At 72.8% G+C, this 25,197-nt stretch carries 19 protein-coding genes; 10 read left to right on the top strand and 9 right to left on the bottom strand.

Translation table 11 applies throughout. The annotated features are described in order from the left end of the window. The first annotated feature begins 73 nt into the window (after nt 1-73). Nucleotides 74-2,089: a cellulose binding domain-containing protein gene (locus AB0F89_RS34690; protein ID WP_367130284.1), complete on the top strand. Its 2,016-nt coding sequence runs from the start codon at nt 74-76 to the stop codon at nt 2,087-2,089. A gap of 25 nt (nt 2,090-2,114) precedes the next feature. On the opposite strand, the gene AB0F89_RS34685 is transcribed toward AB0F89_RS34690, so the two are convergent. Then, nucleotides 2,115-3,698: a lipase family protein gene (locus AB0F89_RS34685; protein ID WP_367130282.1), complete on the bottom strand. Its 1,584-nt coding sequence runs from the start codon at nt 3,696-3,698 to the stop codon at nt 2,115-2,117. Nucleotides 3,699-4,074: 376 nt separating this feature from the next. Here AB0F89_RS34685 and AB0F89_RS34680 point away from each other — a divergent pair, with 376 nt between their 5' ends. The 3 genes from AB0F89_RS34680 (at nt 4,075) to AB0F89_RS34670 (ending at nt 8,937) form a co-directional block, all read left to right on the top strand. Beyond that, a complete protein-coding gene (locus AB0F89_RS34680) occupies nt 4,075-4,473 on the top strand; it encodes an STAS domain-containing protein (RefSeq protein WP_367130280.1) in 399 nt (132 codons plus the stop codon). Between the two features lie 256 nt (nt 4,474-4,729). After that, a complete protein-coding gene (locus AB0F89_RS34675) occupies nt 4,730-8,020 on the top strand; it encodes a S8 family serine peptidase (RefSeq protein ID WP_367130278.1) in 3,291 nt (1,096 codons plus the stop codon). Between the two features lie 110 nt (nt 8,021-8,130). After that, a complete protein-coding gene (locus AB0F89_RS34670) occupies nt 8,131-8,937 on the top strand; it encodes an NmrA family NAD(P)-binding protein (protein WP_367130276.1) in 807 nt (268 codons plus the stop codon). On the opposite strand, the gene AB0F89_RS34665 is transcribed toward AB0F89_RS34670, so the two are convergent. Next, complete coding sequence (locus AB0F89_RS34665) at nt 8,934-9,962, bottom strand: LacI family DNA-binding transcriptional regulator (protein WP_367130274.1); 1,029 nt, start codon at nt 9,960-9,962, stop codon at nt 8,934-8,936. The genes AB0F89_RS34670 and AB0F89_RS34665 overlap by 4 nt on opposite strands. 118 nt (nt 9,963-10,080) lie before the next feature. On the opposite strand from AB0F89_RS34665, the gene AB0F89_RS34660 reads away from it, so the two are divergent. After that, nucleotides 10,081-12,003 (top strand): discoidin domain-containing protein, encoded by a 1,923-nt coding sequence (locus tag AB0F89_RS34660; protein ID WP_367130272.1) that lies wholly within the window; start codon nt 10,081-10,083, stop codon nt 12,001-12,003. A 45-nt stretch (nt 12,004-12,048) separates the two neighbouring features. Here the strand turns inward: AB0F89_RS34660 and AB0F89_RS34655 are convergent, their stop codons facing one another. From AB0F89_RS34655 to AB0F89_RS34630, 6 genes are all read right to left on the bottom strand, one after another. After that, entirely contained in the window at nt 12,049-12,981 is a 933-nt protein-coding gene (locus tag AB0F89_RS34655; RefSeq protein WP_367130270.1) for an alpha/beta fold hydrolase, read from the bottom strand. A 40-nt stretch (nt 12,982-13,021) separates the two neighbouring features. Next, on the bottom strand, nt 13,022-14,221 hold the full coding sequence (locus AB0F89_RS34650) for a glycosyltransferase 87 family protein (RefSeq protein ID WP_367130268.1): 1,200 nt from the start codon (nt 14,219-14,221) through the stop codon (nt 13,022-13,024). A 75-nt stretch (nt 14,222-14,296) separates the two neighbouring features. Beyond that, nucleotides 14,297-15,499, bottom strand: coding sequence for a glycosyltransferase (locus tag AB0F89_RS34645; RefSeq protein WP_367130266.1), 1,203 nt, complete (start codon nt 15,497-15,499; stop codon nt 14,297-14,299). Between the two features lie 345 nt (nt 15,500-15,844). Further along, on the bottom strand, nt 15,845-17,023 hold the full coding sequence (locus AB0F89_RS34640) for an acyl-CoA dehydrogenase family protein (protein WP_367130264.1): 1,179 nt from the start codon (nt 17,021-17,023) through the stop codon (nt 15,845-15,847). A gap of 440 nt (nt 17,024-17,463) precedes the next feature. Then, the gene (locus AB0F89_RS34635; RefSeq protein WP_367130262.1) at nt 17,464-18,237 is read right to left on the bottom strand and encodes a DUF899 domain-containing protein; all 774 of its coding nucleotides are present in this window, start codon (nt 18,235-18,237) and stop codon (nt 17,464-17,466) included. Between the two features lie 39 nt (nt 18,238-18,276). Further along, the gene (locus AB0F89_RS34630) at nt 18,277-19,461 is read right to left on the bottom strand and encodes a Gfo/Idh/MocA family protein (protein WP_367130260.1); all 1,185 of its coding nucleotides are present in this window, start codon (nt 19,459-19,461) and stop codon (nt 18,277-18,279) included. Nucleotides 19,462-19,751: 290 nt separating this feature from the next. On the opposite strand from AB0F89_RS34630, the gene AB0F89_RS34625 reads away from it, so the two are divergent. From AB0F89_RS34625 to ppk2, 5 genes are all read left to right on the top strand, one after another. Beyond that, nucleotides 19,752-20,360 carry an SGNH/GDSL hydrolase family protein gene (locus AB0F89_RS34625; protein WP_367130258.1) on the top strand — a complete coding sequence of 203 codons (609 nt, stop codon included), beginning with the start codon at nt 19,752-19,754 and terminating at the stop codon, nt 20,358-20,360. Between the two features lie 66 nt (nt 20,361-20,426). Beyond that, nucleotides 20,427-21,068, top strand: coding sequence for a phosphatase PAP2 family protein (locus AB0F89_RS34620; RefSeq protein WP_367130256.1), 642 nt, complete (start codon nt 20,427-20,429; stop codon nt 21,066-21,068). Nucleotides 21,069-21,165: 97 nt separating this feature from the next. Further along, nucleotides 21,166-21,375 carry a DUF2795 domain-containing protein gene (locus AB0F89_RS34615; protein WP_367130254.1) on the top strand — a complete coding sequence of 70 codons (210 nt, stop codon included), beginning with the start codon at nt 21,166-21,168 and terminating at the stop codon, nt 21,373-21,375. 218 nt (nt 21,376-21,593) lie between these two features. Continuing rightward, entirely contained in the window at nt 21,594-22,679 is a 1,086-nt protein-coding gene (locus AB0F89_RS34610) for a serine protease (RefSeq protein ID WP_367130252.1), read from the top strand. A gap of 85 nt (nt 22,680-22,764) precedes the next feature. Continuing rightward, a complete protein-coding gene (gene ppk2 / locus AB0F89_RS34605) occupies nt 22,765-23,739 on the top strand; it encodes a polyphosphate kinase 2 (RefSeq protein WP_367130250.1) in 975 nt (324 codons plus the stop codon). A gap of 103 nt (nt 23,740-23,842) precedes the next feature. Here the strand turns inward: ppk2 and AB0F89_RS34600 are convergent, their stop codons facing one another. Next, a complete protein-coding gene (locus AB0F89_RS34600; RefSeq protein WP_367130248.1) occupies nt 23,843-25,192 on the bottom strand; it encodes a protein kinase in 1,350 nt (449 codons plus the stop codon). Nucleotides 25,193-25,197 lie beyond the last annotated feature (5 nt).

The raw sequence follows: 25,197 nt of genomic DNA, 5'->3' as shown, positions 1-25,197 counted from the left end.
ATTGACAAGAGTGGACCGCCGCCGCACAGTTTGGGAGCGCTCCCAGTCATCATCGTCGATGGGGAATCCACTCATGAGACCGCGTCTCGTCGTGCTGCCCGCGCTCGCCGCGCTCGTGGCCGCTCAAGTCCTGCTGCCCACCGCTCCCGCGGCGCAGGCCGATCCGGCCGTCACCGTCACGGTCAACACCAGGGCCGGGTTGGAGGTGGTGCGGGACGCGGCGATCGGCGTCAACCACGCCATCTGGGACACCCACCTCGGCAGCGACGCCGTCGCCGACCTGCTCAAGTCCGCCGGGGTGAGGGCCATGCGCTACCCGGGCGGGTCCTACTCGGACATCTACCACTGGGAGGACCACACCGCCCCCGGCGGGTACGTGGCGCCCAACACCGACTTCGACACGTTCATGAGCGGCGTGCGGCGGGCGGGTGGGCAGGCGGTCGTCACCGCCAACTACGGCACCGGCACGGCCGAGGAGGCCGCCGCCTGGGTGCGCTACGCCAACGTCGAGAAGGGCTACGGCGTCAAGTACTGGGAGATCGGCAACGAGAACTACGGCAACGGGCACTACGGCTCGGGCTGGGAGGCCGACGAGCACCCGGACAAGAGCCCGGCCTACTACGCCACCCTGGTCCGCGACTACGCCACGGCCATGAAGGCGGTCGACCCGAGCATCAAGATCGGCGCGGTGCTGACCACGCCGGGTGAGTGGCCGGACGGCATCACAGCATCGGGTGACACCGGTTCGTGGAACGACGTCGTGCTGTCGATCGCGGGCCCGGTGGTCGACTTCGGCATCATCCACTGGTACCCGAGCGGCGACACCGCCGCGCAGGTGCTCACCAAGACCGACCGGGTGGTCGACCAGATCGCCCTGGTGCGCGAGCAGTCCCGCCGGCTGGCGGGCAAGGAGCTGGACATCGCGCTGACCGAGGTCAACACCTCGTACGGCCGCAACACCCAGCCGGGCGCGCTGTTCGCCGCGGACGCGTACGCGACGATGATCGGCCAGGGCGTGTTCACCGTGGACTGGTGGAACGTCCACAACGGCCTGGGGCAGGTGCGGGAGATCGCGGGCCACCCCGACTACGACGACTTCGGCCTGCTCTCCAGCAGCAACTGCACCGCCGACGGCGTCACCTGCCAGCCCGCGCTGAACACCCCGTTCGCGCCGTACCACGCGATCGCGATGACGTCCCGCTTCGCGCGCCCGGGCGACCAGCTCGTCACGGCCGCGTCCAGCGACCCGCTGGTGCGCAGCCACGCGGCCCGGCGGCCGGACGGCGGCCTGGCGGTCATGCTGATCAACCAGGACCCGGCGGTCGCCAAGACCGTCGGCCTGCGGTTCGCGGGCTACGCGGCCCAGGCCGGCGCGACCGTGCTGACGTACGGCAACGGCGACACCGGCATCACGACCACCACCGGCTCGTCGTCCACGGCCACGCTGCCGCCGTACTCGATCACCACCCTCGTGCTCGAGCCCACTGCCCAGGCGAGCCTCCCGGCCGCGCCCGCGCGTCCGGTCCTGAGCCAGGTCACCGACCGCACGGCCACCCTCTCCTGGCCCGCGCCGCCCGCCGGCGTGAAGTACGAGGTGCACCGGGTCGACGGCGCCGGCACGCAGCAGTGGGGCGAGACGATCGGCGCCACGTTCACCGCGGCCAACCTGATGCCCGGCACGGAGTACACGGTCAACCTGGTCGCGCGGGACAACGCGGGCCGGACGTCGTGGTCCTCACCGCCGCTGACCTTCGCCACCGGCACGCCCGCCACCTCGCGGTGCGCGGTCACGTACCGGGAGGCGAGCAACTGGGGCAACGGCTTCGTCGCCGACCTGGAGATCGCCAACACCGGGACGACGCCGATCAACGGGTGGACGCTCACCTACACCTGGCCGACCACCTGGCAGCAGGTGGGCAGCGGCTGGAACGCGACCTGGACGCAGACCGGCCACCAGGTGTCCGTCTCCAACACCGCCACCCTCGAACCGGGCGCGTCCACCACGGCCGGGTTCGTCGGCAACTACCAGGGGCCGAACGTGCGGCCGTTGAAGTACTCGTTGAACGGCACGCTCTGCACGACGCGCTGACCCGCTGATCCGCTCGGCTCTTCGGTCAGAACCGGCCGAAGAGCCAGTGGCCGGGTTTGCCCGGGTCCGGGTCCAGGCAGAAGTCCCTGATGGCGTCGACCACCTCGGCCGTCTCGACGGCGCCGCGGTGGTCGGCGTCCAGGCCCTCGAAGAGGTCGCGCGCCTCGGCCTCGGATCGGCCGCAGCGGGTCATCAGGGCCAGGAACCCGTCGCGCCCGACCACACCCGTGCGGTCGGCGTCCACCAGCGCCAGCACGGCCGTCGCCAGCGGGCGGAGGGTCCGGTCGAAGGCGGTGTGCGTGGCGCGGCCGGCCCAGGCCAGGAACTCGGCCTTGCTCACGCGACCGTCGTCGTCGGTGTCCGACTCGGCGGCCAGCGCCCGCCACAGGGCGCGGTAGCGGGAGCGGACCGCCATCGCCGCGGCCGAGCGCGGCGGGTGGCCGAACGACTGGACCAGGCGCAGCGCGAAGACCTCGTGGTCGTCGCGGCACAGGTAGCCGTCGCCGGTCGCGTCGAGCAGGTCGAAGCGCGGCGCCGGGGCGGCCGGGGTGTGCGAGTGCCCGGTGACCCCCGCCGCCCAGGCCGCCGCGTCGGCGTGGGACGCGGTGAGGATCGTGCCGTGGTTCGCGCCCGGGTACGTCGTGAGGCGGACCGCGGTGCCCGCGGCGGCGAGGTCGTCGGCGAAGTCGTGGACGACGTCCGGCGGCACGACCTCGTCGTCGCCCGCGGCGGCCAGGAAGACCGGGCGGTCCAGGCGGGCGACCGGGACGCGGCACTCGTCCAGCACCCGCTCCACGTGCCGGTGCCGGGTCAGGTCGGTCATGCCGGTCTCGTGGTTGGTGGCGTCCCTGGCGGCGCGGAACACCTCGACCAGCGGCACCCGTTCGGCGAGGTCCACCAGCGCCGTGCCGCGGTCGGTGAGGAAGGCGTGGGAGAAGTCCGGGTAGCGGGTGCGCATGCCCGCCAGGACGATCGGCACGAACGGGCAGACGGCCGCCGAGCCGTCGCTGGTGCGGGTGGCGATGACGCGGACGAGGTGGACCGGCGGCGCCAGCGCGATCGTGCCCAGGAAGTCCAGTTCGGGCGCGTAGGTCGTCGCGATCAGGGCGGTGAACAACGCGGCGTGGCCGCCCTGCGAGAAGCCCGCGACGAGCCAGCGGTCGCTCACCGGGCGCCCCAGCTGCCGCGCCGCCCGGACGATGTCGACCACGTCGTCCGCCACGGCCTCGCCGTTGAAGTACGGGTGCGGCCCCGGCGTGGCCAACCCCTCGTAGTCCGTCGCCGCCACCGCGTACCCGGCCGCCAACCACCCCGCGATGTGCACCCGCTCCAGCCGCAGGAGCCCGGTCCGCGACGGCGCCGAGCGGTCGGACAACCCCGTGGTGCCGTGGGCGTAGCTGATCACCGGCCACCCGCCGCCGGGCGGCTCGCCGTCGGGGACGAAGACCGACCCGCTGACCAACCGCCCGCGCCCGTCGTGCCCCACGCCCTGGTAGAAGACCCGGTACGACGCCGCGGCGCCCTCCGGCCGGAACCGGGCGGCGAGCGGATCGGCCCGGATCAACGTGCCGGGCGCCCGACCCGACCCCGTTCCGGTGAATGCGGTCACGATGCCAGGACCCTAGTCCTCCTCCCGACTCTCGATCGGGTGAACTTCGGCGGATGGCACCTCGGCTGCCCGCCGGCGCGTCGGGATGCGATTCCGGTCCGATGTGGACGGTCGTCGGGCCCGGTGCTCGGCAGGGCGGCGCCGGGCTCGTGCGCCGGTGAGTCGATCAACGAGCCACCGGGCGCCGCTAATGGATGAGTTTGGGCGCGTCACAGCTCACTCGAAGGTGACGCGACTGAGGGCTTGTGGCGTTCGTCGGACTCGCCGTAACGTGCTCCTCGAAGCATGACCCATCTGGCCGACGTCACGTGAGCCGAACGGGTTAAGAAGTCGGCCTGCTGACGGTCTCTTCCAGGAGCACCCGAGGAGCGCACTCATGCTGGATCAGCTCAGCGGCGCCGGAACCGCCCGCGCCCGCCTCGCCGAAGAGGACGTGGAGTTCTGCTCCGCCGCCGGACCCATCGACAGCGGCACGGTGTCGTCGTTGCGCGACCGGCTGGCGGCCCGGCTCGACAGCGCGCCGTCGGCGCTGGTGCTGGACCTGACCGGGGTCACGTTCCTCGGCGCGGCGGGCATCGCCGCGCTGGTCGAGGCGCACGCGCGGGCCGAGCGGGTGGGCTCCTCCTTCGCCGTCGTGGCGGACAGCCACCGCGTGCTGCGGCCGTTGCAGGTGACCGGGGTCGACCGGGTGCTGTCGGTCCACCCGACGCTGACCGAGGCGGCGCTCGCGGCCGAGGCCGCCGGGGCGCGCATCCCGCGGCAGCGGGCTCGGTAGCGCTCCCAGGTCGGCGCACCCGGCTGACCACGACTGCACCCGCTCCACCGATCACCCCTGGTGCTTTCGGGTGGTCGAACCTCCCTCCAAGGGACGCTGACCTCACCCTGCCGGGTGGCTAGCGTCGGATTGGTCGGGGGGCGTCGTCACTTCCGGTCCACCGCCACCGCGGGTCTGCGGTGCCTCCTGACTGCGCGATCGACGCGCACTCACCCAGGAGGTACCTGTGTTCAGACCACGAAAGCGCGGTAGGGGCTTGGCCGCCGTCGTCCTGGCGGCCGGGCTCGTGACCGCGACGGCCACGGCCACGGGGGTGGCCGCCGCCGATCCGGGAGCGGCGGCGGGATCGGGGCGACCGGCCTCGGTCGGCGGGGGAGCCGAACCGGAGGCGGCAGCGGGAGCGGGGCGACCAGCCGCGGCCGGCGGGGGAGCCGAAGCGGGAGCGGCAGGCGCCCAGTCGGCGCAGCCGAGGACCGTCACGCTGATCACCGGTGACCGGGTCGTGGTGACCGGCGAGGCGGTCGGGGCGCTGCGGGCCGGGCCCGGCCGTGACGGCATGACCTTCCACTCGGCGCACCGGGACGGGCGGCTGCACGTCGTGCCCGACGACGCGGTCAGGGGCATCGCCGCGGGCAAGCTCGACCCGCGCCTGTTCGACGTCACCGGGCTGATCGAGGCCGGTTACGACGACGCGCGCACCGACCACGTGCCGCTCATCGTCACCGGCGAGCCGACCACCGGCCTGGTGGCCGCGCAGGCGCTGCCCGGCGCGACGGCCACCCACGCGCCGAAGGCCGACGCCGGCACGACGTTCCGCGACCTGCTCGCCGACCCCGGCGTGACCAAGGTCTGGCTGGACGGCCTGCTCCGCCCCTCCCTCGACCGCTCCACCGCCCAGATCGGCGCGCCCACCGCGTGGCAGGCCGGGCTGACCGGCCGCGGTGTGCGGGTCGCCGTGCTCGACGGCGGCGTGGACGGGGACCACCCCGACCTGAGGGGCCGCGAGGTCGCCCAGCGCAACTTCACCGACAACCCCGACAGCGCCGACCTGGACGGGCACGGCACGCACGTCGCGGCCACGATCGCGAGCCGGGACGCCAAGTACCGCGGTGTCGCGCCGGACGCCCGCATCCTCGACGGCAAGGTCTGCCTGAACGGCGGCTGCCCCGAGTCCTGGGTGCTGGCGGGCCTGCAGTGGGCCGTCGACGAGCGCGCGGACATCGTGAACCTCAGCCTCGGCGGCTACGACGCGCCGGGGGTCGACCCGCTCGAAGAGGCGATCAACACCCTGTCGGCGACGACCGGCACGCTGTTCGTCGTCGCGGCGGGCAACTCCGGGCGGGCGAAGAGCATCGACTCGCCCGGCAGCGCGGACGCCGCGCTCACCGTCGGCGCGGTCCGGCACGACGACGACCTGGCCCACTTCTCCAGCCGCGGCCCGCGCAACGGCGACGGCGCGGTCAAGCCGGACATCACCGCGCCCGGCCTGAACATCGTCGCGGCGCGGGCGGACCGGGCGAGCATCGGCACCCCGGTCGGCAGGCGGCACCTGGCCCTGTCCGGCACGTCGATGGCCACCCCGCACGTCGCGGGCGCCGCCGCCCTGCTCGCCCAGCAGCACCCCGACTGGACCGGGGCGCAGCTCAAGGCCGCCCTGATGGCCTCGGCGAAGCCCAACCCGGCGCTGACCGTGTTCGAGCAGGGCACCGGCCGGGTGGACGTGGCCCGCGCGCTCACCGCGACCGTCGGCGCCGAGCCGGTGAGCGTCGCGTTCGAGGAGCAGCTGTGGCCGCACCACGACGACGCGCCGGTGACCAGGACCGTCACCTACCGCAACAGCGGCGCGGAGCCCGTCACCTTCGACCTCGCGCCGGAGCTGCGCGGCCCCGACGGCCGGGCCGCACCCGCGGGCCTGCTCACCGTCACGCCGTCGCGGGTCACCGTGCCCGCCGGCGGCACGACCGCCGTCGCGGTCACCGCGGACACCAGGGTCGGCGCGCTCGACGGCGTCTACTCCGGCGTCCTGGTCGGCGGGCCCACCCGCACGCCGGTCAGCCTGGCCCGCGAGGTGGAGAGCTACGACGTGCAGATCAAGCACGTCGACGCGGACGGCAACACCGCGTTCGACCACTCGACCGTGCTCGTCGGCATGACCAACGACGTCTACACGACCCTGTGGGGTCCGGACGGCGTCGTCTCCACGCGCGTGCCCAAGGGCGAGTACCTGACGCGGGTCTTCATCCGCACGGGCGCGAAGGCGGCGGTGCTGGCCAGGCCGAGCCTGACCGTCGACGCCGACCACACCCGGTTCGAGGTCGACGCCCGCGCGGCCGCGCCGATCGGCATCACCCCGCCGGACCCCACCGCCACGGCGATGATCGGCGACATCAACGTCTCCCGGGTGTTGAACGGCAGGCGCGTCGTGCTCAACACCGCGTTCATCGGCGGCTTCGGCGAGATGTCGGTCGGCCAGGTCGGACCGGACCTGCCGGAGGACGAGCTGGGCTGGTCGATCGGCGCCCAGTACCAGAGCCCGCCGGTCGACGGCAGCCCGGTGCACCACCGGTTCCGCTGGTTCGACCGGGGGCCGGTGCCGACCGGGTTCACCCGCGCGCCGACCAGGGAGGAGCTGGTCGAGGTGCGGACCGCGTTCGCGCCCGGCCCGCCCGACCGGCAGCACCTGCACAGCGGCAACGCCAGCCCGCCGGACGGCACGGGCGGCTGGTCGGTGCTGCTGCCGGTGCCCGCGGGCGGCACGGCGGTCGACCTGGTCACGGCCGACCGGCTGACCTGGAGCTGGGGCTACCAGCGGCTGTCGCCGCAGTACCGGACCGAGGCCGACTACTCCTCGTTCAACCGCTCGTACCGGCTCGGCGAGCGGTACGCGGAGCGGTTCGCGTACCCGGTGCTCGGGCCGGGCCTGTCCGGGCTCTCGGCCACCTACCTCGGCCTGAACGGGGACCGCCTCACGGCGCAGGTGCCGCTGATCAACGACCGCGACGGCAACCTGGGCCGGGGTAGCTACGAGTCGGCGCGCACCGCCGTGCACCGCGACGGCCGGCTGGTCGGCCTGGCCCGCGACCAGTGGGCCGAGTTCAGCCTGCCCGAGGGCGAGGCGGATTACCGGGTGGAGCACGAGATGGTCCGCGACCCGGCCGCCGCCGAGCTGAGCACGCGGATCAGCGGCGCGTGGACGTTCCGCGCCGACGTCTCGCCCGACGGCCCCGGCCGCCGGTTGCCGATGTCGGTGGTGCGGTTCACCCCGCTGTTGGACGACACCGGGGGCACGCCCGCCGGGCGCCCGCTGCGGTTGCCGCTGACCGTGGAGCAGCAGGACGGCGCGGACAACGGCGAGGTGCGCGCGGTCCGGGTCGACGTGTCGTTCGACGACGGCAAGACCTGGAGGCGGGCGCCGGTCGTCGGTGACGCCGCACACGTGTGGAACCCGGCCGAGGCGGGGTACGCCTCGCTGCGCGCCTCCGGGTCCGACAGCGACGGCAACACGTTCGAGCACACCGTGATCCGCGCTTACAAGATCGTCGGCTGACGCCCGGGCGCCGGGAGGGGCGCCGCGTTCCCTCCCGGCGCCCGAGCGCGGCAGTTGACCTCCAGTTCGGTGGAGCTCTTAACGTCGGTGACGACGAAGGGGGATCACCGATGACCATCCTGGTGACGGGCGCGACCGGGAACACCGGCCGGCACGTCGTGGCCGAACTGGCGCGGCGCGGGCAGCGGGTCCGGGCGCTGACCCGCGACCCGGACGCGGCACGGCGGCTTCTGCCGTCCGACGTGGACGTGGTGCGCGGCACGCACACCGCGCCCGAGGCGTTGACCGACGCCCTCGACGGCGTCACCCACCTGCACATCACGGTGACCGCGGGGCTGACCGAGGTCGGCCCCGAGCTGGTCCGGCGCGCGGTCGACGCGGGCGTGCGGCGGATGACGGTGCTGTGGGGCGGCTACGTCGGGCCGACCGAGCGGGCCGTGGCCGACTCCGGGGTGGGGTGGACGCGCCTGGAGGCGCAGGAGTTCATGTCCAACACGTTGACGTGGACCGGTTCCATCCGCGCGGAGGGGGTGGTGCGCGAGCCCTTCGACCTGCCCAGCGCGCTGGTGCACGAGGCCGACATCGCCGCCGTCGCCGTGACCGCGCTGCTGGAGGACGGCCACGAGGGTCGTGCCCACAACCTGACGGGCCCGCAGTCGCTGACCCCGCGCGAACGGCTCGCGATCCTCGCCGGGGCGTTGGGCCGCGACCTCGCGTTCGTCCGGATCACGCGCGAGCAGGCCGTCGAACGGCTGCTGGCCAAGGGGATCTCCCTCGCCGACGCGGAGTACGTCGTCGGCTGGCACGCCTCGCCGCCACCGGAGGCCGTGGAGGTGGACGACACGGTCGCGCGGGTCCTCGGCCGCCCCGCTCGGACGTTCGCCGACTGGGTCGCGGAGCACGTCGACCGCTTCTAGGCGCGCAGCGGGCCGGTGGACTGGCGGACGACGAGCGTGGTGGCGAGCTCGATGTGCAGCGCCTCGGGCTCGTGGCCGTCGAGCACGCGCATGAGCTGGGTGACGGCGATGCGCCCCATCTCCTGCAACGGCTGCCGCACGGTGGTCAGCCGCGGCTCGGTGGCCCGGCTGAGGTCTATGTCGTCGAACCCGGCGACGGACAGGTCGTCGGGGACGCGCAGCCCGCGCTCGCGCGCGGCCTGCAGCGCCCCCACGGCCAGCTTGTCGTTGAAGCAGACGATCGCGGTGGGCCGGTGCGGGTGGTCGAGCAGTTCGCCGGCCGCCAGGTGGCCCGCCCGGGTGGTGGGCTCGATGTGCCGGAGGTGGTGCGGCACCGGCAGCACGCCCGCCTGGGAGAGCGCCGCGCGGTGGCCGGCCAGGCGGGCGTCGCCGGCCAGCCACTCGGCGGGACCGGCGATGACGCCGATGTCGCGGTGGCCGAGTTCGACCAGGTGGGCGGTCAGCGCGCGGGCGCCGGCGAAGTGCGCGGCCGACACGGCGGCGACGTCCGGCGGTGGCGGCGTGCGCGGGTCGACCACCACGAACGGCAGGCCGGAGCGGGACAGCGCGACGAGCCGGTCGCCGTCCTCGGGCGGCAGGATGAGGATCGCGGCGTCCACGCCGGGCTCGTCGGGCAGCGCGGCGAGCGCGTCGGCGTGCTGCGAGGACTCGCCCGCGTCCAGCAGCAGGCGCACGCCGTGCAGCTTCAGCGTCTCGGCGATCGAGGAGACGATCAGGCCGAAGTAGTCGGTGAGCACGTACGGGCAGCGCACGTAGACGGTCCGGGGACCGCGCAGCTTGCCGCGCTCCACGGCTCGCAGCACCAGGTCGCGGGTCCGGGGTGCGACGTTGGCGTGGTCGTTGAGCACGCGGGAGACGGTGGCGATCGAGACGCCCACCTCCGCGGCGATGTCACGGACGGTGACGCGCCGGCTATCCGGCATGGCGTTGCCGCAGGTGACGGGCTCCTCGTTGCACGCGGTCACTATAGCGATCGGGCTGCCGAGGGTTGACGTCGACTGCGTGGTGCGTGTTTCATCCTGCAAGCTCTTGTTCCAGAGTGATCCAGCCTTGTTACAACGGTGCGGCTCCTTAAGGACGACGATGAGAACGACTGTTCGCAGTGCTGCGGCGGCGGCCCTGGTCCTCGGCTTGGTGACCGTTCCCACGGCCCAGGCGTCCGGACCACCGCGAGACGTGCCGTCGGCGCGGGTGTGGGTGACCACCGCCGACCGGACCGAACTGCTGGCCGAACGGCCGCGCGTCGCGTTCGGCGACGCGCCGTCGACGCACCCGACGATCGTGGTGGACCCCGACCGGACCTACCAGACCGTGGACGGCTTCGGCGCGTCGATCACCGACTCGTCGGCCGCCGTGCTGCACGGCCTCGCGCCGGAGGTGCGCGCGGAGACGATGCGCGAGCTGTTCGACCCCGTGCGCGGGATCGGTGTCAGCTTCCTGCGCCAGCCGGTCGGGTCGTCGGACTTCACCGCCGAGGCCGAGCACTACACCTACGACGACGTGCCGCCCGGCCGGACGGACTTCTCCCTGCGCCACTTCAGCATCGACCACGACCGGGCGGTGATCCTGCCGCTGCTGCGCGAGGCCAAGCGCCTCAACCCGGCGCTGAAGGTGATGGCCACCCCGTGGAGCCCGCCCGCGTGGATGAAGACGACCGACTCGCTCGTCGGCGGCCGGCTCAAGGACGACCCGGCGGTCTACGACGCCTACGCGCGGTACCTGGTGAAGTTCGTCCAGGCGTACACGGCCGCCGGCGTGCCGATCGACTTCCTGTCCGTGCAGAACGAGCCGCAGAACCGCACGCCCGACGCCTACCCCGGCACCGACATGCCGGTGGCGCAGCAGCTCGCGGTGATCGAGGCGCTGGGGCCGAAGCTGCGGCAGGCCAGCCCGCGCACCAAGATCCTCGCCTACGACCACAACTGGGCCACCCACCCGAACGACGCCGCGAACACGCCGCCCGGCTCGGAGCCCGAGACCGACTACCCGTACCAGGTCCTGCGCAGCCGGGCGGCGCGCTGGGTCGCGGGCACCGCGTTCCACTGCTACTACGGCGACCCGAGCGCCCAGACCGCGCTGCGGGAGGCGTTCCCCGCCAAGGGGATCTGGTTCACCGAGTGCTCCGGCTCGAAGGGCGCGCAGGACCCGCCGGCCAAGGTCTTCCGCGACACCCTGACCTGGCACGCCCGCAACGTCGTGCTGGGCGCCACCCGCAACTGGGCGCGCAGCGCGGTCAACTGGAACATCGCCCTGGACAGCACCGGCGGCCCGCACAACGGGGGCTGCGCCACGTGCACCGGGCTGGTCACCGTCGGACCCGACGGCTCGGTCACCACCGACGCCGAGTACTACACGATCGGCCACCTGTCGAAGTTCGTGAAACCGGGCGCGAGGCGGATCGCCAGCACGTCGTTCGGCACCACCGGGTGGAACGGCCAGGTCATGGACGTGGCCTTCCGCAACCCCGACGGCTCCACGGCGCTGGTCGTGCACAACGAGAACGACGAGCCGCGCACGTTCGCGGTGAACGTCGGCGAGCGCACGTTCGAGCACACCCTGCCCGGTGGCGCGCTGGCGACGTTCACCTGGCCGGCGAGCCGCGCGTTCGGCGACGAGCTCGACTTCGTGCCGATCGAGGGCGCGACCGCGACCGCTTCGCCGACCGGCGAGGGCGCGGCGCTCGCGGTGGACGACGACGCCTCGACCCGGTGGAGCAGCGGCCAGGCCCAGGCCGCCGGCCAGCACCTCCAGGTGGACCTGGGCGCGCGGAAGCACTTCCGCCGCGTCGCCGTGGACAGCGGCGGCAACCTCGGCGACTACGCCCGCGGCTGGCAGCTGTCGGTCAGCGACGACGGGGCCGGGTGGCGGACGGTGGCCACCGGCACGGGCGTCGGCCAGCTCACGCAGGTCGATGTGCGCCGCACGAGCGCGCGGCACCTGCGGATCACGTCGACCGGTGCGGCCGGCAGCTGGTGGAGCATCGCCGACATCCGCCTCTACGACTGATCCCGCCGGGCGGGGCGGTCCGCGGTGGACCGCCCCGCCCGCCGGTCAGGACGCGTGCCGCTCGATCATCCTGGTGACGAACTCCGGCTGGGCGTTCACCACGAAGTGGTCGCTGTCCGGCACCACCGCGGTCGTCACGTCGGTGGAACCCTGAGCCCGCAGCGATTCCGCCATCTCCGGCCCGAGGTCCGCGAACGGCGAACGACCGCCGGCCGCCCACACCAGCGGCACGTCGGAGCGACCCCGCTGCGCCGCGTTGAACTCGCCGTTCTCCGGGAAGGCCCGGTAGAACTCGAACCCGGCGCGCAGCTGGTCCGGCTTGGCGTAGGCCGCCGCGTAGCGGTCCACGTCGGCGTCGCTGAACGTCTCGGTGTCGCTGAACGAGGTGTAGCGGAAGTAGACCGCCTGCCGGTCCGCGATCAGCGCCTCGGGCAGCCCCGGCACCTGGTGGAAGCCGATGTGCCACATCCGGCCCGTGGTCTCGTCCCACGGGTCGATGCCGGGCAGCGGCACGTCGAGGACCATCGCGCCGCGCGTCGTCCTCGGGTTGAGCCGCGCGTACGCGTAGGCCACCATCCCGCCGACGTCGTGCCCGACTACGTACACCTTCCCCAGGTTCAGCCGCTGGGCCAGCTGGCGCACGTCCTCGGCCAGGTTCGGCGCGTCGTAGCCGTCCAGGGGCGCGGCCGACCGGCCGACGCCGCGCAGGTCCGGCGCGACGACGGTGAACCGCTTGGCCAGCGCGGGCATGATGTCGCGGTACTCGGTCCAGTCCTGCGGGTAGCCGTGCAGCAGGACGATCGCGGGACCGCGCCCGCCCCGGACGTAGTGCAGCGTCGTGCCGTTCACGTGCGCGGTGCCGGAGACGAACCCCCGGCCGAGCCCGGCCAACGCCGGGTCGCCCGCCGGTTTCTGCGCGCCCGCCGTGAGCGCGAACAGCAGACCGACGACCAAGAGCAGTGTGCGGAGCTTCTTCACGCCGACCCCCTCGTTCCGCTGTGCCGACCAGCGCCGGCCGTCACTTGACCGACACCAGCGGCGCCGGGGCGGGCCGGTGCTCGGCGCGCCGCAGCGCGACGCCGAGCACGACCAGGTAGCCCAGGCCCGCGATCACCGGCAGGCTGTTGAGCAGCAGCAGACCGCCGTCGGACAGGTTGAACACGCCGACCTGCACGTCCGCGACGGGTGAGTCGTCCAGCAGCATGATCACCGCCGAGGCGACCAGCAGCACCCACGCCACCACCGCGCCCACCGCGTGCCCGGTGTTCTGCCGCAACCGCGCCCACCACAGCCAGACCGCGACGCCGGGGATCAGCCACACCCAGTGGTGCGGCCAGGAGATGGGGGAGACCAGCAGGCTGGTCACCGCGATGGCGATGACCCCGGCCGCCTCCCAGCCCTTCCGGCTGGCGCGCACCGAGAGCGCCAGCCCGGCGAAGCCGACCACGACGGCCACCGCCAGCGCGAACCACGGCGCGTGCAGCACGCCCGGCAGCTGCCCGAGCATGCCGCGGATCGACTCGTTCCACGGCCCGTGGTCGGGCGGCATCATCCGGGTGGTGTCGGTCATGACACCGCCGAGCCAGTGCAGGGACGCGCTCGGCAGCACGAGGAAGCCGATCAGCACGGTCGCCGCGAAGGTCACCCCGGACACCACCGCGGCGCGGACCCGGCCGGTGAACAGGAAGTAGACGACGAAGACGAGCGGGGTCAGCTTGATGCCCGCCGCGATGCCGACCGCGATGCCCTGGAAGCGCCCCGGCCGGCGGGCCACGTCGAGGAGCACCAGCAGCATCAGCAGGATGTTGATCTGACCGTTGCCGATCATCACCCACACCGGCGCGGTGAACAGCGCCGCCGCCGCGCCCACGACCGCGTACTTGCCGCGCCGCTCCCGCGACTCCGGGCTCATCAGCCCGATGACCAGCCAGATCGAGACCGCCAGCGCGAGCACGGACGCGAACGTCCAGATCGTGAAGGCGACGTGGATGTTCAGCACCGCCACCACGACGAACAGCAGCGCGGCGAAGGGGGAGTAGATGAACAGCAGGTCGTCGTCGGTCGCGACGTCGAACGGCGAGATGCCGTTCAGCACCGCGTTGCCGCTGACGTCGTAGACCTTGAAGTCCCGTTCGAGCATCGGGATCGAGTCGCCCTGCGTGAGGCCGGCGACGATGAGCGCCGTCACGGCCGCCGCGAGCGAGAGCGCGGCGATCACCGCTCCCCTCGTGGGCCGGGTCGGTGACGTCGTGGGACGTCCTGGTGCGGCTGTCGCGGTCATCTCAGCGAATCCTCACTTCTGCGCAGGGTGCGGTGTCGACTTGGCCGGGGAGCGGAAGACCCAGGTGCTCAGCAGGATGAACCGCCCGAGCGTGCCGATGGCCGACGAGGCCAGCAGCACCACGAGCTCGACCCACCTGGGCGGGTGGTCGGTGACGACCTCCAGCACGAGCAGCGCCCCGGAGGTGAACCCGACGTACAGGCCGAACACCACGAAGGACTGGACGTGGACCAGCGCGACGGACCTGGACCGGCCGCGGAAGGTGGCCCGGCGGTTGGCCTCGGTGTTGAACAGCGTGCTCAGGGTCACCGCGACCAGGTTGGCGACCAGGGGCGGCCACCACGTCCGGAAGGCGGTGTACAGCGCGAGCGTCAGCAGCGTGGCCGCCAGCCCGATCAGGGCGAACGACACCAACGGCCGCAGCAGCGACGCCTCGCGCCCGGGTAAGACCGCGTCGGGGTGGATCGGCTGGGGATCGGGGCGCGCGGGCAAGCCCGCCACGTCCGCCGCGCCCGACAGCTTGGCCCGGGCCAGCCGCACCAGGCCGCGCACGTTCGTCGCCGCCACGCCGGTGACCTTGACCCGACTGTCCACGTCTTCCGTCCAATCCACTGGGACCTCCAGCACCCGCAGGCCGTTGTGCTCGGCCAGCAGGAGCAGTTCGGTGTCGAAGAACCAGGTGTCGTCCTCGACCCTGTCGAGCAGCGGTCGGATCACCTCGGCCCTGGCCGCCTTGAAACCGCATTGCGTGTCCCGGAACTCGACCCCGTGGGTGAACCTGACGAGCGCGTTGTAGCCGCGGGACACCAGTTCCCGCTTCGCGCCCCGGATCGTGCGCGCGCCCGGCGCCAGCCGGGAGCCGACCGCGATGTCCGAGTGGCCGGCCGCCAGCGAGGCCACCAGCGGGATCAGCGCGTCCAGCCCGGTGGACAGGTCGACGTCCATGTAGGCGACCACGACCGCCTGGCTGCTCGACCACGCGGCGCGCACCGCGTTCCCCTTGCCGCGCCGGTCCAGGTGCACCACCCGCACCCGCGGCCACTGCCCGGCCAGCCGCGCCGCCACCTCGCCGGTGTCATCGGTGCTGGCGTTGTCCACGATGGTGATGGTCCAGTCGAACGGCTGCCGCTCGGTCAGGAAGTCGTGCAGCACCGCGACGCACCCGGGCAGGGCCCGCTCCTCGTTGAAGACCGGGATGACGATGTCCACCGTCACCGAGGAGAGCGGTGGCCGGGCGGGCCGCGGGCCGGCTGCCCCCGCGTGGACGGGAGGACCGCCGGGTCTCGAAGGGATGTCGGGAACGGTGACTTCTTCAGTGGACCAGGACCGCTGCGCGGGTATTCGCCCATCCATTTCAGGCTCCTCGTCGACCCCCGTCAGGAATCATAAGATCACCGGCGGTGGAAGTGTTCTCCAAGAATGCGCTCTTCCGTACGGAATCGTTCAAGCCACGGCGGCGCGGCCTATCCTGCGCACCCCGTCCGGCGGTCGGGCGCTCACCGGGTCCGCCCGCGCGGTGGGCCCGGCCGGGTTCGCCCGGTCGGGCCCACGTGGTGCGGGTCAGAGGAACTGCGTGTTCGGCTCCAGGCCGCAGGCGACCCGCCCGTAGAGCTCCAGGTTGGTGTCCGGGTGCGCGAACGCGTGCAGGCTGGACGTCTGGCTGTCCCGGGCGATGCGCTGGATCGGGCTGGTCGTCAGGACCGACGACGCGCCGCTGGAGTCGTTGAGGATGTCGACGGCCTCCTTCGCCCGCTGCACGCCGACGCCCAGGTCCAGGCGCGCGGTGACGCGGTCGTGCACCGACCACGGCTCACCGGTCTTGGTGTCGACCCGCCCCGCCACGCGGTGCACGTGGAAGCCGGACTCGGCGATCCGCGCCTCGGCGTCGGCGAACCGGATGTGGGTGATCGGGGCGTGCGCCTGGTGCTCGTAGTCGGTGTACGTGATGGCCCTGGTGGGGAGCCGCTCCATGAACGCGGCCTTCGCCGCGCGCGCCAGGCCGTAGGCGGTCGAGCTCGTCACCGCGCACGCCCACGGGAGGAACGGGACGTTCCACAGCTTGGACGCCGCGTTGAGCTGCGAGCGGTGCCGCCCGTCCTGCATGACCGGAATCATCGGCAGGACGCGCTCCTCCGGCACGAACACGTTGCTCGCGACGGTGGTGACGCTGCCGGTGCCGCGCAGGCCGGACGAGTGCCAGTCGTCCACGACCTCCAGCTCCGACATGGGCACCAGGACCAGCACCGGCTCCGGCTGCTGACCGTCGGCCACGCGCACCGCCGCGTGCGCGTTCCAGTCGCTCTGCCGGGCGCCGGTGTTGAAGCTCCACCGGCCGTCGAGCACGATGCCGCCCTCCGTCGGCACGCCGACCCCGTGCGGCGCGAACGTGCCGCAGATCCGGACGTCGCCCGAACCCAGGACCTGGTCCTGGACGTGGTCCGGGAAAAGCCCGGTCAACCAGGTGCTGATGTTCCACACCGTGGCGACCCAGCTCGCGGCGCCGTCGCCGAGCGCGATCTCGGAGAGCACGTCCACCAGCGTGGTGGTGTCGCACTCGTATCCGCCGTACCGCGCCGGGAGGGTCAGTTTCAGCAGCCCCGACTCGGTCAGGGCCTCGATCGTGTTGTCGTGCAGGACGCGGTTCTCCTCCTGCCAGAGCGCGTCCTTGGCCAGCAACGGAGCCAGTTCCGTCGCCCGACCGACGAGCTCTTCCCGCGAAGGTGCAGCACTGCTGTTCATCAAGCGCTCCATGGATTCGACGTCGGCTGGGACCCCGTGCCCAGGGGGTGCGGGCACGGTTGTTTTCATCCGGGATCTATGCATTTCGGCGCGCGGAACGCCCCGAAAAAAGTTCCGATGAGCATGCTCGAAGAGGTTTAGAACGGGAGATGCCTTACATACTCACTTGTGACGGCAGGCATCAGGGGCTTCGTGGATGTCGGAGGAGGTGCGCGGGTGGACGCGATTTCGTCGAGGGGTCGGTCGACGCGTCGACGCGCACTCCCGGGCGGCAGCCGTTCGGCGGCGTGGTCCCGGGCGGGCACTCACGGGAGAGGATGTGGTCGCTTGCGTTCAGGGGTCGGCGGTTCGAGCGGGGGCGTGGGGTAGCGGCGGGCCGCCCGGCGGCGGACGGCCCGTCCGACCTCCCCGGTGTGGAGGGGGCGTTCAGCGAGAGCGGATCACCTCCGGTCGCCGGCGCCCGCGATGACGTCCGGGTCGTACTCGTCGTGGCGGCGCAACCAGCTCATGATCTCGCCCGAGCCGCGGCCGGGTGGTCGTTCCCACCCCTCCTGCCTGCCGCGGGCGGTGAGGTCGAGCCAGTTGTAGGTGGTGTTGAGCTGGTCGTCACCGCGCCCGTAGCAGGAGTAGGTGTGGAACACGCGGTCGCCCTGGCGCAGGAACGCGCTGACGCCCTGCTCCTCGCCGCGCCAGCCCTCCCACCCCGGGTTCTCCCGGACCAGTTCGTCGTAGCCCTTGTAGTTCCACTCCACCGGTGCGATGGACGCGTCGAAGCTGACGTGGAAGTCGTAGTTGAAGTCGCTGCCGTGCGACGAGTACCAGGGCACCTCCCAGCCCATCCGCCGCCGGTAGCCCTCCAGCTTCTCCAGCGGCGCGCGGGAAACGGCCACCAGCGTGGTGTCGCGGGCGTGCAGGTGGGTGAGGTCGCCGACCCCGTCGACCCAGAACGAGCAGCGCGCGCACGCCGCGTCGTCGTCGGGGCCGAACATCACGTGGTGGACCAGCAGCTGGCTCCGGCCGTCGAAGAGGTCGAGCAGCCGCGCCCCGCCGCGCGGCCCCTCGAAGGCGTACTCCTTGGTGATCTCCACCATCGGCAACCGGCGGCGGGCGGCGTTGACCTCGTCCCGCTGCCTGGTCAGCTCCTTCTCCTTGGCCAGGAGTTCCAGGCGGGCGGCGAGCCATTCCTCGCGGGTCGCGATCTCGGGGTCGGACATCTTTCTCCTACTCCTCCTCGGTGGCAGTCCCGTCGCCGATCATGCCGGAGGTGACGCGGGTCCCACCTTCACCCAGGCGGAGTCGGCGCGGGCCGACCGCTCGACGGCGTCGACCACCAGCTGCACCTGGAGCGCGTCGTCGAAGGACGGGGTCGGGTCCTCGCCGGCGACCACCGCGACGATGAAGTCGCGGACCTCCTGGACGAAGGGGTGCTCGAAGCCGACGGCGCAGCCGGGCGGCCACTGGCCGGTCATGTGCGGGTGGTTCGGCTCGGTCACCATGATCCGCCGGAAGCCCCCTTCGGTGCGCGGCGTGGTGGCGTCGTAGAACTCCAGCTCGTTGAGGCGGTCGAGGTCGAACGCGACCGAGCCCAGCGAGCCGTTGACCTCGACGCGCAGGGTGTTGCGGTGACCGGAGGCGAACCAGGTCGCCTCGTAGCTCGCCACCGCGCCACCGTCGAGCCGGGCGGTGAAGAGGGCCGCGTCGTCCACCGTGACCTGCCCGTACCCGGGCTCGGCCGCGTCGCCGTCGTCACCGCCGCCGAGCAGGGGTCGCTGCTCGACGAAGGTCTCGGTCAGCGCGCTCACGCCGGTGACCTGCTGCCCGGTCACGTACTGGGTCAGGTCGATGATGTGCGAGCCGATGTTGCCGATCGCGCCGGAACCGGCCCGGTCCCGCTCCAGCCGCCACACCAGCGGGAACTCGGCGTCGGCGAAGAAGTCCTGGAGGTACACCGCGCGCACGTGCCGGACCGTGCCGAGCCTGCCGTCCGCCACCAGGCGGCGCATCTGCTCGACGGCGGGCAGCCTGCGGTAGTTGTAGCCGCAGAACGACCGGACGCCGGACTCCCTGGCGGTGGCGGCGGCGCCCGCCATCTCCACGGCCTCCGCCACGGTGTTCGACAGCGGTTTCTCGCACAGGACGTGCTTGCCGGCGGCCAGCGCGGCCGTGACGATCTCCGCGTGGCTGTCGCCGGGGGTGCACACGTCCACGACATCGATGTCATCGCGCGCGATGAGCTCACGCCAGTCGGTCAGGTGCTCCTCCCAGCCGAGGCGCTGCGCGGCGGCGGCCACGTTCGCCTCGTCCCGGCCGCAGAGCGCTAGCATGCGCACCCGCACCGGGAGGTCGAAGGTCTGGTTGGCCACCTGCCACGCGTGGGAGTGCGCGACGCCCATGAAGCCGTAACCGATGAGTCCGACTCGCAGCTCTGCTCTGTCCATCGTGATCACCTTTCGCGTCGGGAACTCGAGCGGCGGAAGTGCACTCGGGAGGCGAACGCGCGTCCGGTCCGACCGGCGCCGACCGCCACCGGCCGTTATTTCCCTTCTCCCCGTCGGACCTTCTAGAAAAATGATGACGGATGCTCTGGTGGACGACTTCTTCGAGCGTGCCGTGTTCGCCCGGGGGCCGGCCCGACCTTCGCGAAACGGACGGCCTGCCCGCGTCGGTGTGGTAGGCGGAACGCTCCGGGCGGGAGCACCGGACCGCGGCCGGGCGTTGTCCCTGGGTGATGACTGAACAACTGCGCTTCCGCGTCCTGGGTGATTCGCTCGCGGTCGGTGTGGGGTGCGCGCGGGCCGAACAGGCGTTGGGCCCGCTGCTGGCCGCCGAACTGCGGGCAGCGGGGCACCGGGTGGACCTCGGGGTGCACGCGGTGTCCGGCGCGCGCTCCACCGGTCTCGCCGACCAGGTGCGCGCCGCCGTGCCGACGGGCGTCGACCTCGCGCTGATCGTGATCGGGGCGAACGACCTGACCTCGTTCACCCCGCCGGCGGTGGGCGCGGGGCTGCTGCACGACGCGGTGGCCGGCCTGCGCCGCGCGGGCGGCCAGGTGGTGGTGGCCACCGCGCCGGACCTCGGCGTCGTCTCGCACGTGCCGCCCGCGTACCGGGCGTTCGTGTCGCAGGCCAGCGGCCTCTACGCCAGGGCGCAGGCCGACGCCGTGGTGCGGGCGGGCGGGGTCGTCGCGGCCGTCGGCGCCGAGCTGTTCGACCGGTTCGCCGCCGACCCGGCCCTGTTCTCGGCGGACCGCTTCCACCCGTCGCCCGCGGGCTACGCGCTGATCGCCGACGCGCTCACGCCGCACGTGGTCGCGGCGGCGGCCCGTTCGGCGGCCTGATCACACCGCCCTTCACCCACTGCTAACTTCCTCGTCACTTGGAGTTGGTGTGCGCGAAAGGTGGCCATGCAGTTACGGGTGGGTGGAGAGACCGGGTCCGGGAACGGTCTGTACGACGGGGTGGTGGAGTTCGCGGGCGGGACGCCCGAGTGGTTGCGGGTGTCGTTCGCCCTGTTCACCGATGCGGGGCTGGTGGTACTCGCGGTGCTGCTGGCGGTGGCGTGGTGGCGGGCGCGCGGGCGGGGCGACCTGGTCACCACGGTGGTGGCGCTGCTGGCGCCGGTGGTGACCGTGCTCGCCTACGGGGTGAGCGAGGCGCTGAAGGCGGTGGTGGAGGAGGAGCGGCCGTGCCGCGGCCTGCCGGTCGGCTTCACCGTGGCGGTGTGCCCCGAGGTGGGCGACTGGTCGTTCCCCAGCAACCACTCCGCGATCGCGGGCGCGGCGGCCGTCGGGCTGGCGCTCGCGTGGCGTGAGCTGCGGGGGTTGGCCGTGGTGCTGGCGGTGCTGATGGCGTTCTCCAGGGTGTTCGTCGGGGCGCACTACCCGCACGACGTGCTGGCGGGCCTGCTGCTCGGCGCGGTCGTGGCGTGGGTGGCGATCCGGCTGCTCACCGACCGCGCCACCGCGCTGGCGGTGGGGGTGGGCGACCACCGGCTGCTCGGCTGGGTGGTGCGGGCCACGCCGCCGCGCGTCGGGAGCCGCCGGTGAGCGGGGGCCGTCCGCCGCTGTCCGGTGTGGACGTTCGACCGGCGCCCGTGTCGGTTCGGCGTCACCGGGTACCCGGAGCGGGAGCGAAGGGAGAGCGATGAGCGACACGACGACCGTGGGCAGGTTGCGCACCGTGCTGGGTGACGTCGGCTATCCGGCGGACAAGGGGCAGTTGGTCGACCACGCGTCGCGCAACAACGCGGACGAGGACACCGTGCACGCGTTGCACTCGATCCCCGACCGCCTCTACTCGTCGTTCGACGAGGTGGTTGAGTCGGCCGCGATCGACCAGCAGCGCGAAGCCTGAGAGCGCGTCGGACGCCCGGCGGGTCCCCCGACCCGCCGGGCGTTCACGTGTCCACAGTGGACTTCGGTGGCACTACCGACGATCGGCGGGCTGACACCCTCCGGCCGGAGGAGCAGCATCACCTGGTGTGACCATCCCTGCTCACACCGTGAGGTGAACCAGTGCGGAGAACCCTGCAACTCCTCGCTGCGGCCGTGCTCGCGCTACCCCTGTTAGGGGTGCCCACTACCGCGAATGCCGCACCACAGCTGGTCGAACAGACGCAGAAGGTCGGTGAGGACGAGGTCGTGTCGACCGTCCTCGGCGGCCGGAACCCGTCCACCACCGTCGAGCGCCCCGGCTCGTGGTACCTGAAGGCGCACTTCACCGGCCTGCGCCTGGTCGGCGGCGACGTGCTCACGGTCTCCGACCCGGCCGGCGCGGAGACCTACCGCTACACCGCCGACGTCACCGCGTCCGGCACGGCGACCGTCGACGCGACCGGCTTCTGGGCCATGTCCGTCACCGGCGACCGGGCCGTGCTCGCCCTGCGGGGCCGGGACGGCGGACCGGCGCACCCGGCCAGCCGGGTGCGGCTCGACCGGATCACCCGCGGCTACACCGACGCCGAGCTGGCCGCGGCGGCGGAGCTGGCGCCCAAGAGCATCTGCGGCGCCAACGACTACCGCGACGCCGTCTGCTACCAGAGCAGCAACCCGGCCGAGTTCGGCCGGACGCCCGCGGTGGCCAAGCTGCTGCGCAACGGCGGCTCGCTGTGCACGGCCTGGCGGGTCGGCCCGAACAACCGGATGCTGACCAACAACCACTGCTTCACCAGCGGTTCCGGCATCGAGGTGTGGTTCAACTACCAGTGCCCGACCTGTGGTGGCACCAGCAGCGCCGCGGTCACCAAGGTCCTGGTGTCGTCGGTGCTGCGCACCAGCGCGCCGTTGGACTACACCCTGTTCAGCGTCACCAACTTCGCCTCGCTCGCGTCGTTCGGCTACCTGGAGCTGGACGCGCGGGTGCCCGCCGTCGGCGAGGAGATGTACGTCATCGGCCACCCGGCGGGCAAGCTCAAGAAGCTCTCCCTGCGCGACGACCAGAACGGCGGCGGCTACTGCGCCGTCTCCGCCGTCCGGGTCAACGGCAGCTCGTCGCAGTCCGACATCGCCTACCGGTGCGACACCGAGGGCGGCTCGTCCGGCTCGCCGGTGCTGTCCCGGCGCACCAACAAGGTGATCGGGCTGCACCACTACGGCGGCTGCCCGAACCAGGGCGTGCGGATCGACCTGGTCGCGGCGCAGATCGGGTCGCTGCTGTAACCCGGCGCACGGGCCGCGCCCGCTGTCGCGAGGGGTGCGGCCCGTGCCCGGTTTGTCCTGGTGACGGCTGGGGTAAGCCGACCCGGTGAACAACGCCCTGGACATCTCCGAACGGTTCCCCGGCCTGAGGTTGGACGACCTCGTGGTGGACTACGAGGACGGGGACGACCCCGTGCTGCGGCACGCGGACGGCACGCCGATCGACACCTGGCGGGAGAACTACCCGTACCCGGAGCGGTTGAGCCGCGACGAGTACGAGCTGTCCAAGCGGCTGCTGCAGATCGAGCTGCTGAAGCTGCAGTACTGGATCAAGGACACCGGCGGCCGGCTGGTCATCGTCTTCGAGGGGCGTGACGCGGCGGGCAAGGGCGGAACGATCAAGCGGTTCACCGAGCACCTGAACCCCCGCGGCGCGCGGGTGGTGGCGCTGGGCAAGCCGACCGAGCGGGAGCAGGGCGAGTGGTACTTCCAGCGCTACGTCGACCACCTGCCGACCGCCGGTGAGGTCGTGCTGTTCGACCGCTCCTGGTACAACCGCGCCGGCGTCGAGCGGGTGATGGGCTACTGCACCGAGGAGCAGTACCAGCGGTTCACGCGGCAGGCGCCGACGTTCGAGAAGATGCTGGTGGACGACGGCATCACGCTGGTGAAGCTGTGGTTCTCGGTGTCGCGCGCGGAGCAGCGGACGCGGTTCCTGATCCGGCAGGTCGACCCCGTGCGGCAGTGGAAGCTCAGCTCCAACGACGTCAAGTCGCTGGACCTGTGGGACGCCTACACCGAGGCGAAGGTGGCCATGTTCCGCGCCACCGACACCGAGGCCGCGCCGTGGACCGTGGTGAAGAGCAACGACAAGAAGCGGGCCCGGATCGAGGCCATGCGGAGCGTGCTGGCGCGGATCGACTACGCCGACAAGGACCCCGAGGTGGTCGGCGAGCCGGACCCGCGGGTGATCGGACCGGCGGCCACGCTGCTGGAGGAGGGCGAGGACGAGGCGTCGCTCAGCCCGACCCCCATCGCGCCGTTCGACGAGCCCGACCACGGTCCCGGCGTGCACCCCTGATCAAAGGGGCACTGATCAAAAGGGTGCCCTGATCAGAAGTGCACTGCTCGGGGAGGTGCCGATCCGGTCGGGGGCGCACCCCCGACCGGATCGCGCGGACCGCTCAGTCCTCGCCCTCGCCCACGTCCTCGCCCGTGCCCTCGGTGGGCTGCGACGGCGGGTCCTCGGGCTCGGCGCTCGGCTCGGTCGTCCCGGCGGTGGTGGTCGGCGGGTTCGACGTCGGCGGCACGGCGGTGGTGGTGGGAGCGGGTTCGACCGTGGTGGTGGGAGCCTCTTCCGAGGCGGTCACGGGTTCGGGCGTGTCGACCACCGCCCGGTCGGCCGCCGGGGCGACGGCCGAGGTGGAGGCGTCCGGCGCGGTGGCGGTCGCGGTCGCGCCCGAACCGCGCGGCGTCCCGATGTACTGCGGGTTGCCCGGTTGCTGGCTCGGGTCCGACGAGCCCGCCTGTTCGGGGGCTGCCTCCTGCTGCGTGCTGGAGGTGGGCGGCGCGGTGCCCGCCGGGGTTTCGCCGGACGTGGCGGCCAGCGTGAGCGCGAACGCGCCGACCAGCGCGCCCGCCGAGGCGACGAGCGCCTTCCACGACGCTCGCGCGCCGCGCGGCAGTTCCTCGGTCGCCCGGTCGCCGCCCGGCTCCGCCTCGACCGCGAGGGGGAGCGCCGGCACACCGCCGAGGACCTGCGCGCAGTCGTGCGCGGTGGGCCGGTCCTCCGGCGCCGAGGACGTCATCCGCGCCAGCAGCCCCCGGACGTCGGCGGGCAGCTCCTCGGGGATGGTGGGCGTGCGGTGCAGCCGGGCGACCGCCGCCTCCACGTCGCCGCCCTGGTACTCGCGCCGACCGGTCAGGCACTCCACCAGCACCAGGCCCAGGGCGTAGACGTCGGCGGGGTGGCCGATCTCCTGGCCGAGCACCTGCTCCGGCGCGAGGTAGGCGGCGGTGCCGACGAGCTGGTTGGTCCGGGTCAGCCGGGTGGCCCCGGTCAGGTGGGCCAGGCCGAAGTCGGCCAGGAAGGGGTCGTCGTCCTGGTCGAGCAGGATGTTCGACGGCTTCACGTCGCGGTGCACGAGGTCGTGCGCGTGCACGTAGGCCAGCGCGTCGGCGAGCCGCGCGCCGAGCGCGCGAACCCGGTCCAGCGGCAGCGGGCCCAGGTCCATCAGGTCCCGCAGGGTGCGGCCGTCGATCAGCCGCAGCACGACGAACGGCGTGGCCGCGCCCGTGTCGGCGTCGTAGACCGACACCAGGCCGGGGTGGGAGAGCCCGGCCAGCACGCGCACCTCGTTGTCGAACCGCTGCGCGGCGGCGGGGTCGAAGCCCGGTTGGAACACCTTCACCGCGACGTGCCGTCGCAGCACCCGGTCCCAGGCGCGGTGGACCTCCGCCATGCCGCCGATCCCGATCGGCTCGATGAGCTGGTAGCGGTCGGCGAGCAGGTTGTCGCTTACCGAGGGTGACACCGTCA

Source organism: Saccharothrix sp. HUAS TT1 (assembly GCF_040744945.1).
Lineage (GTDB): Bacteria > Actinomycetota > Actinomycetes > Mycobacteriales > Pseudonocardiaceae > Actinosynnema.
Note: the sequence above shows the minus strand (reverse complement) of the source record. Positions and strands in the feature narration are given on the sequence as shown.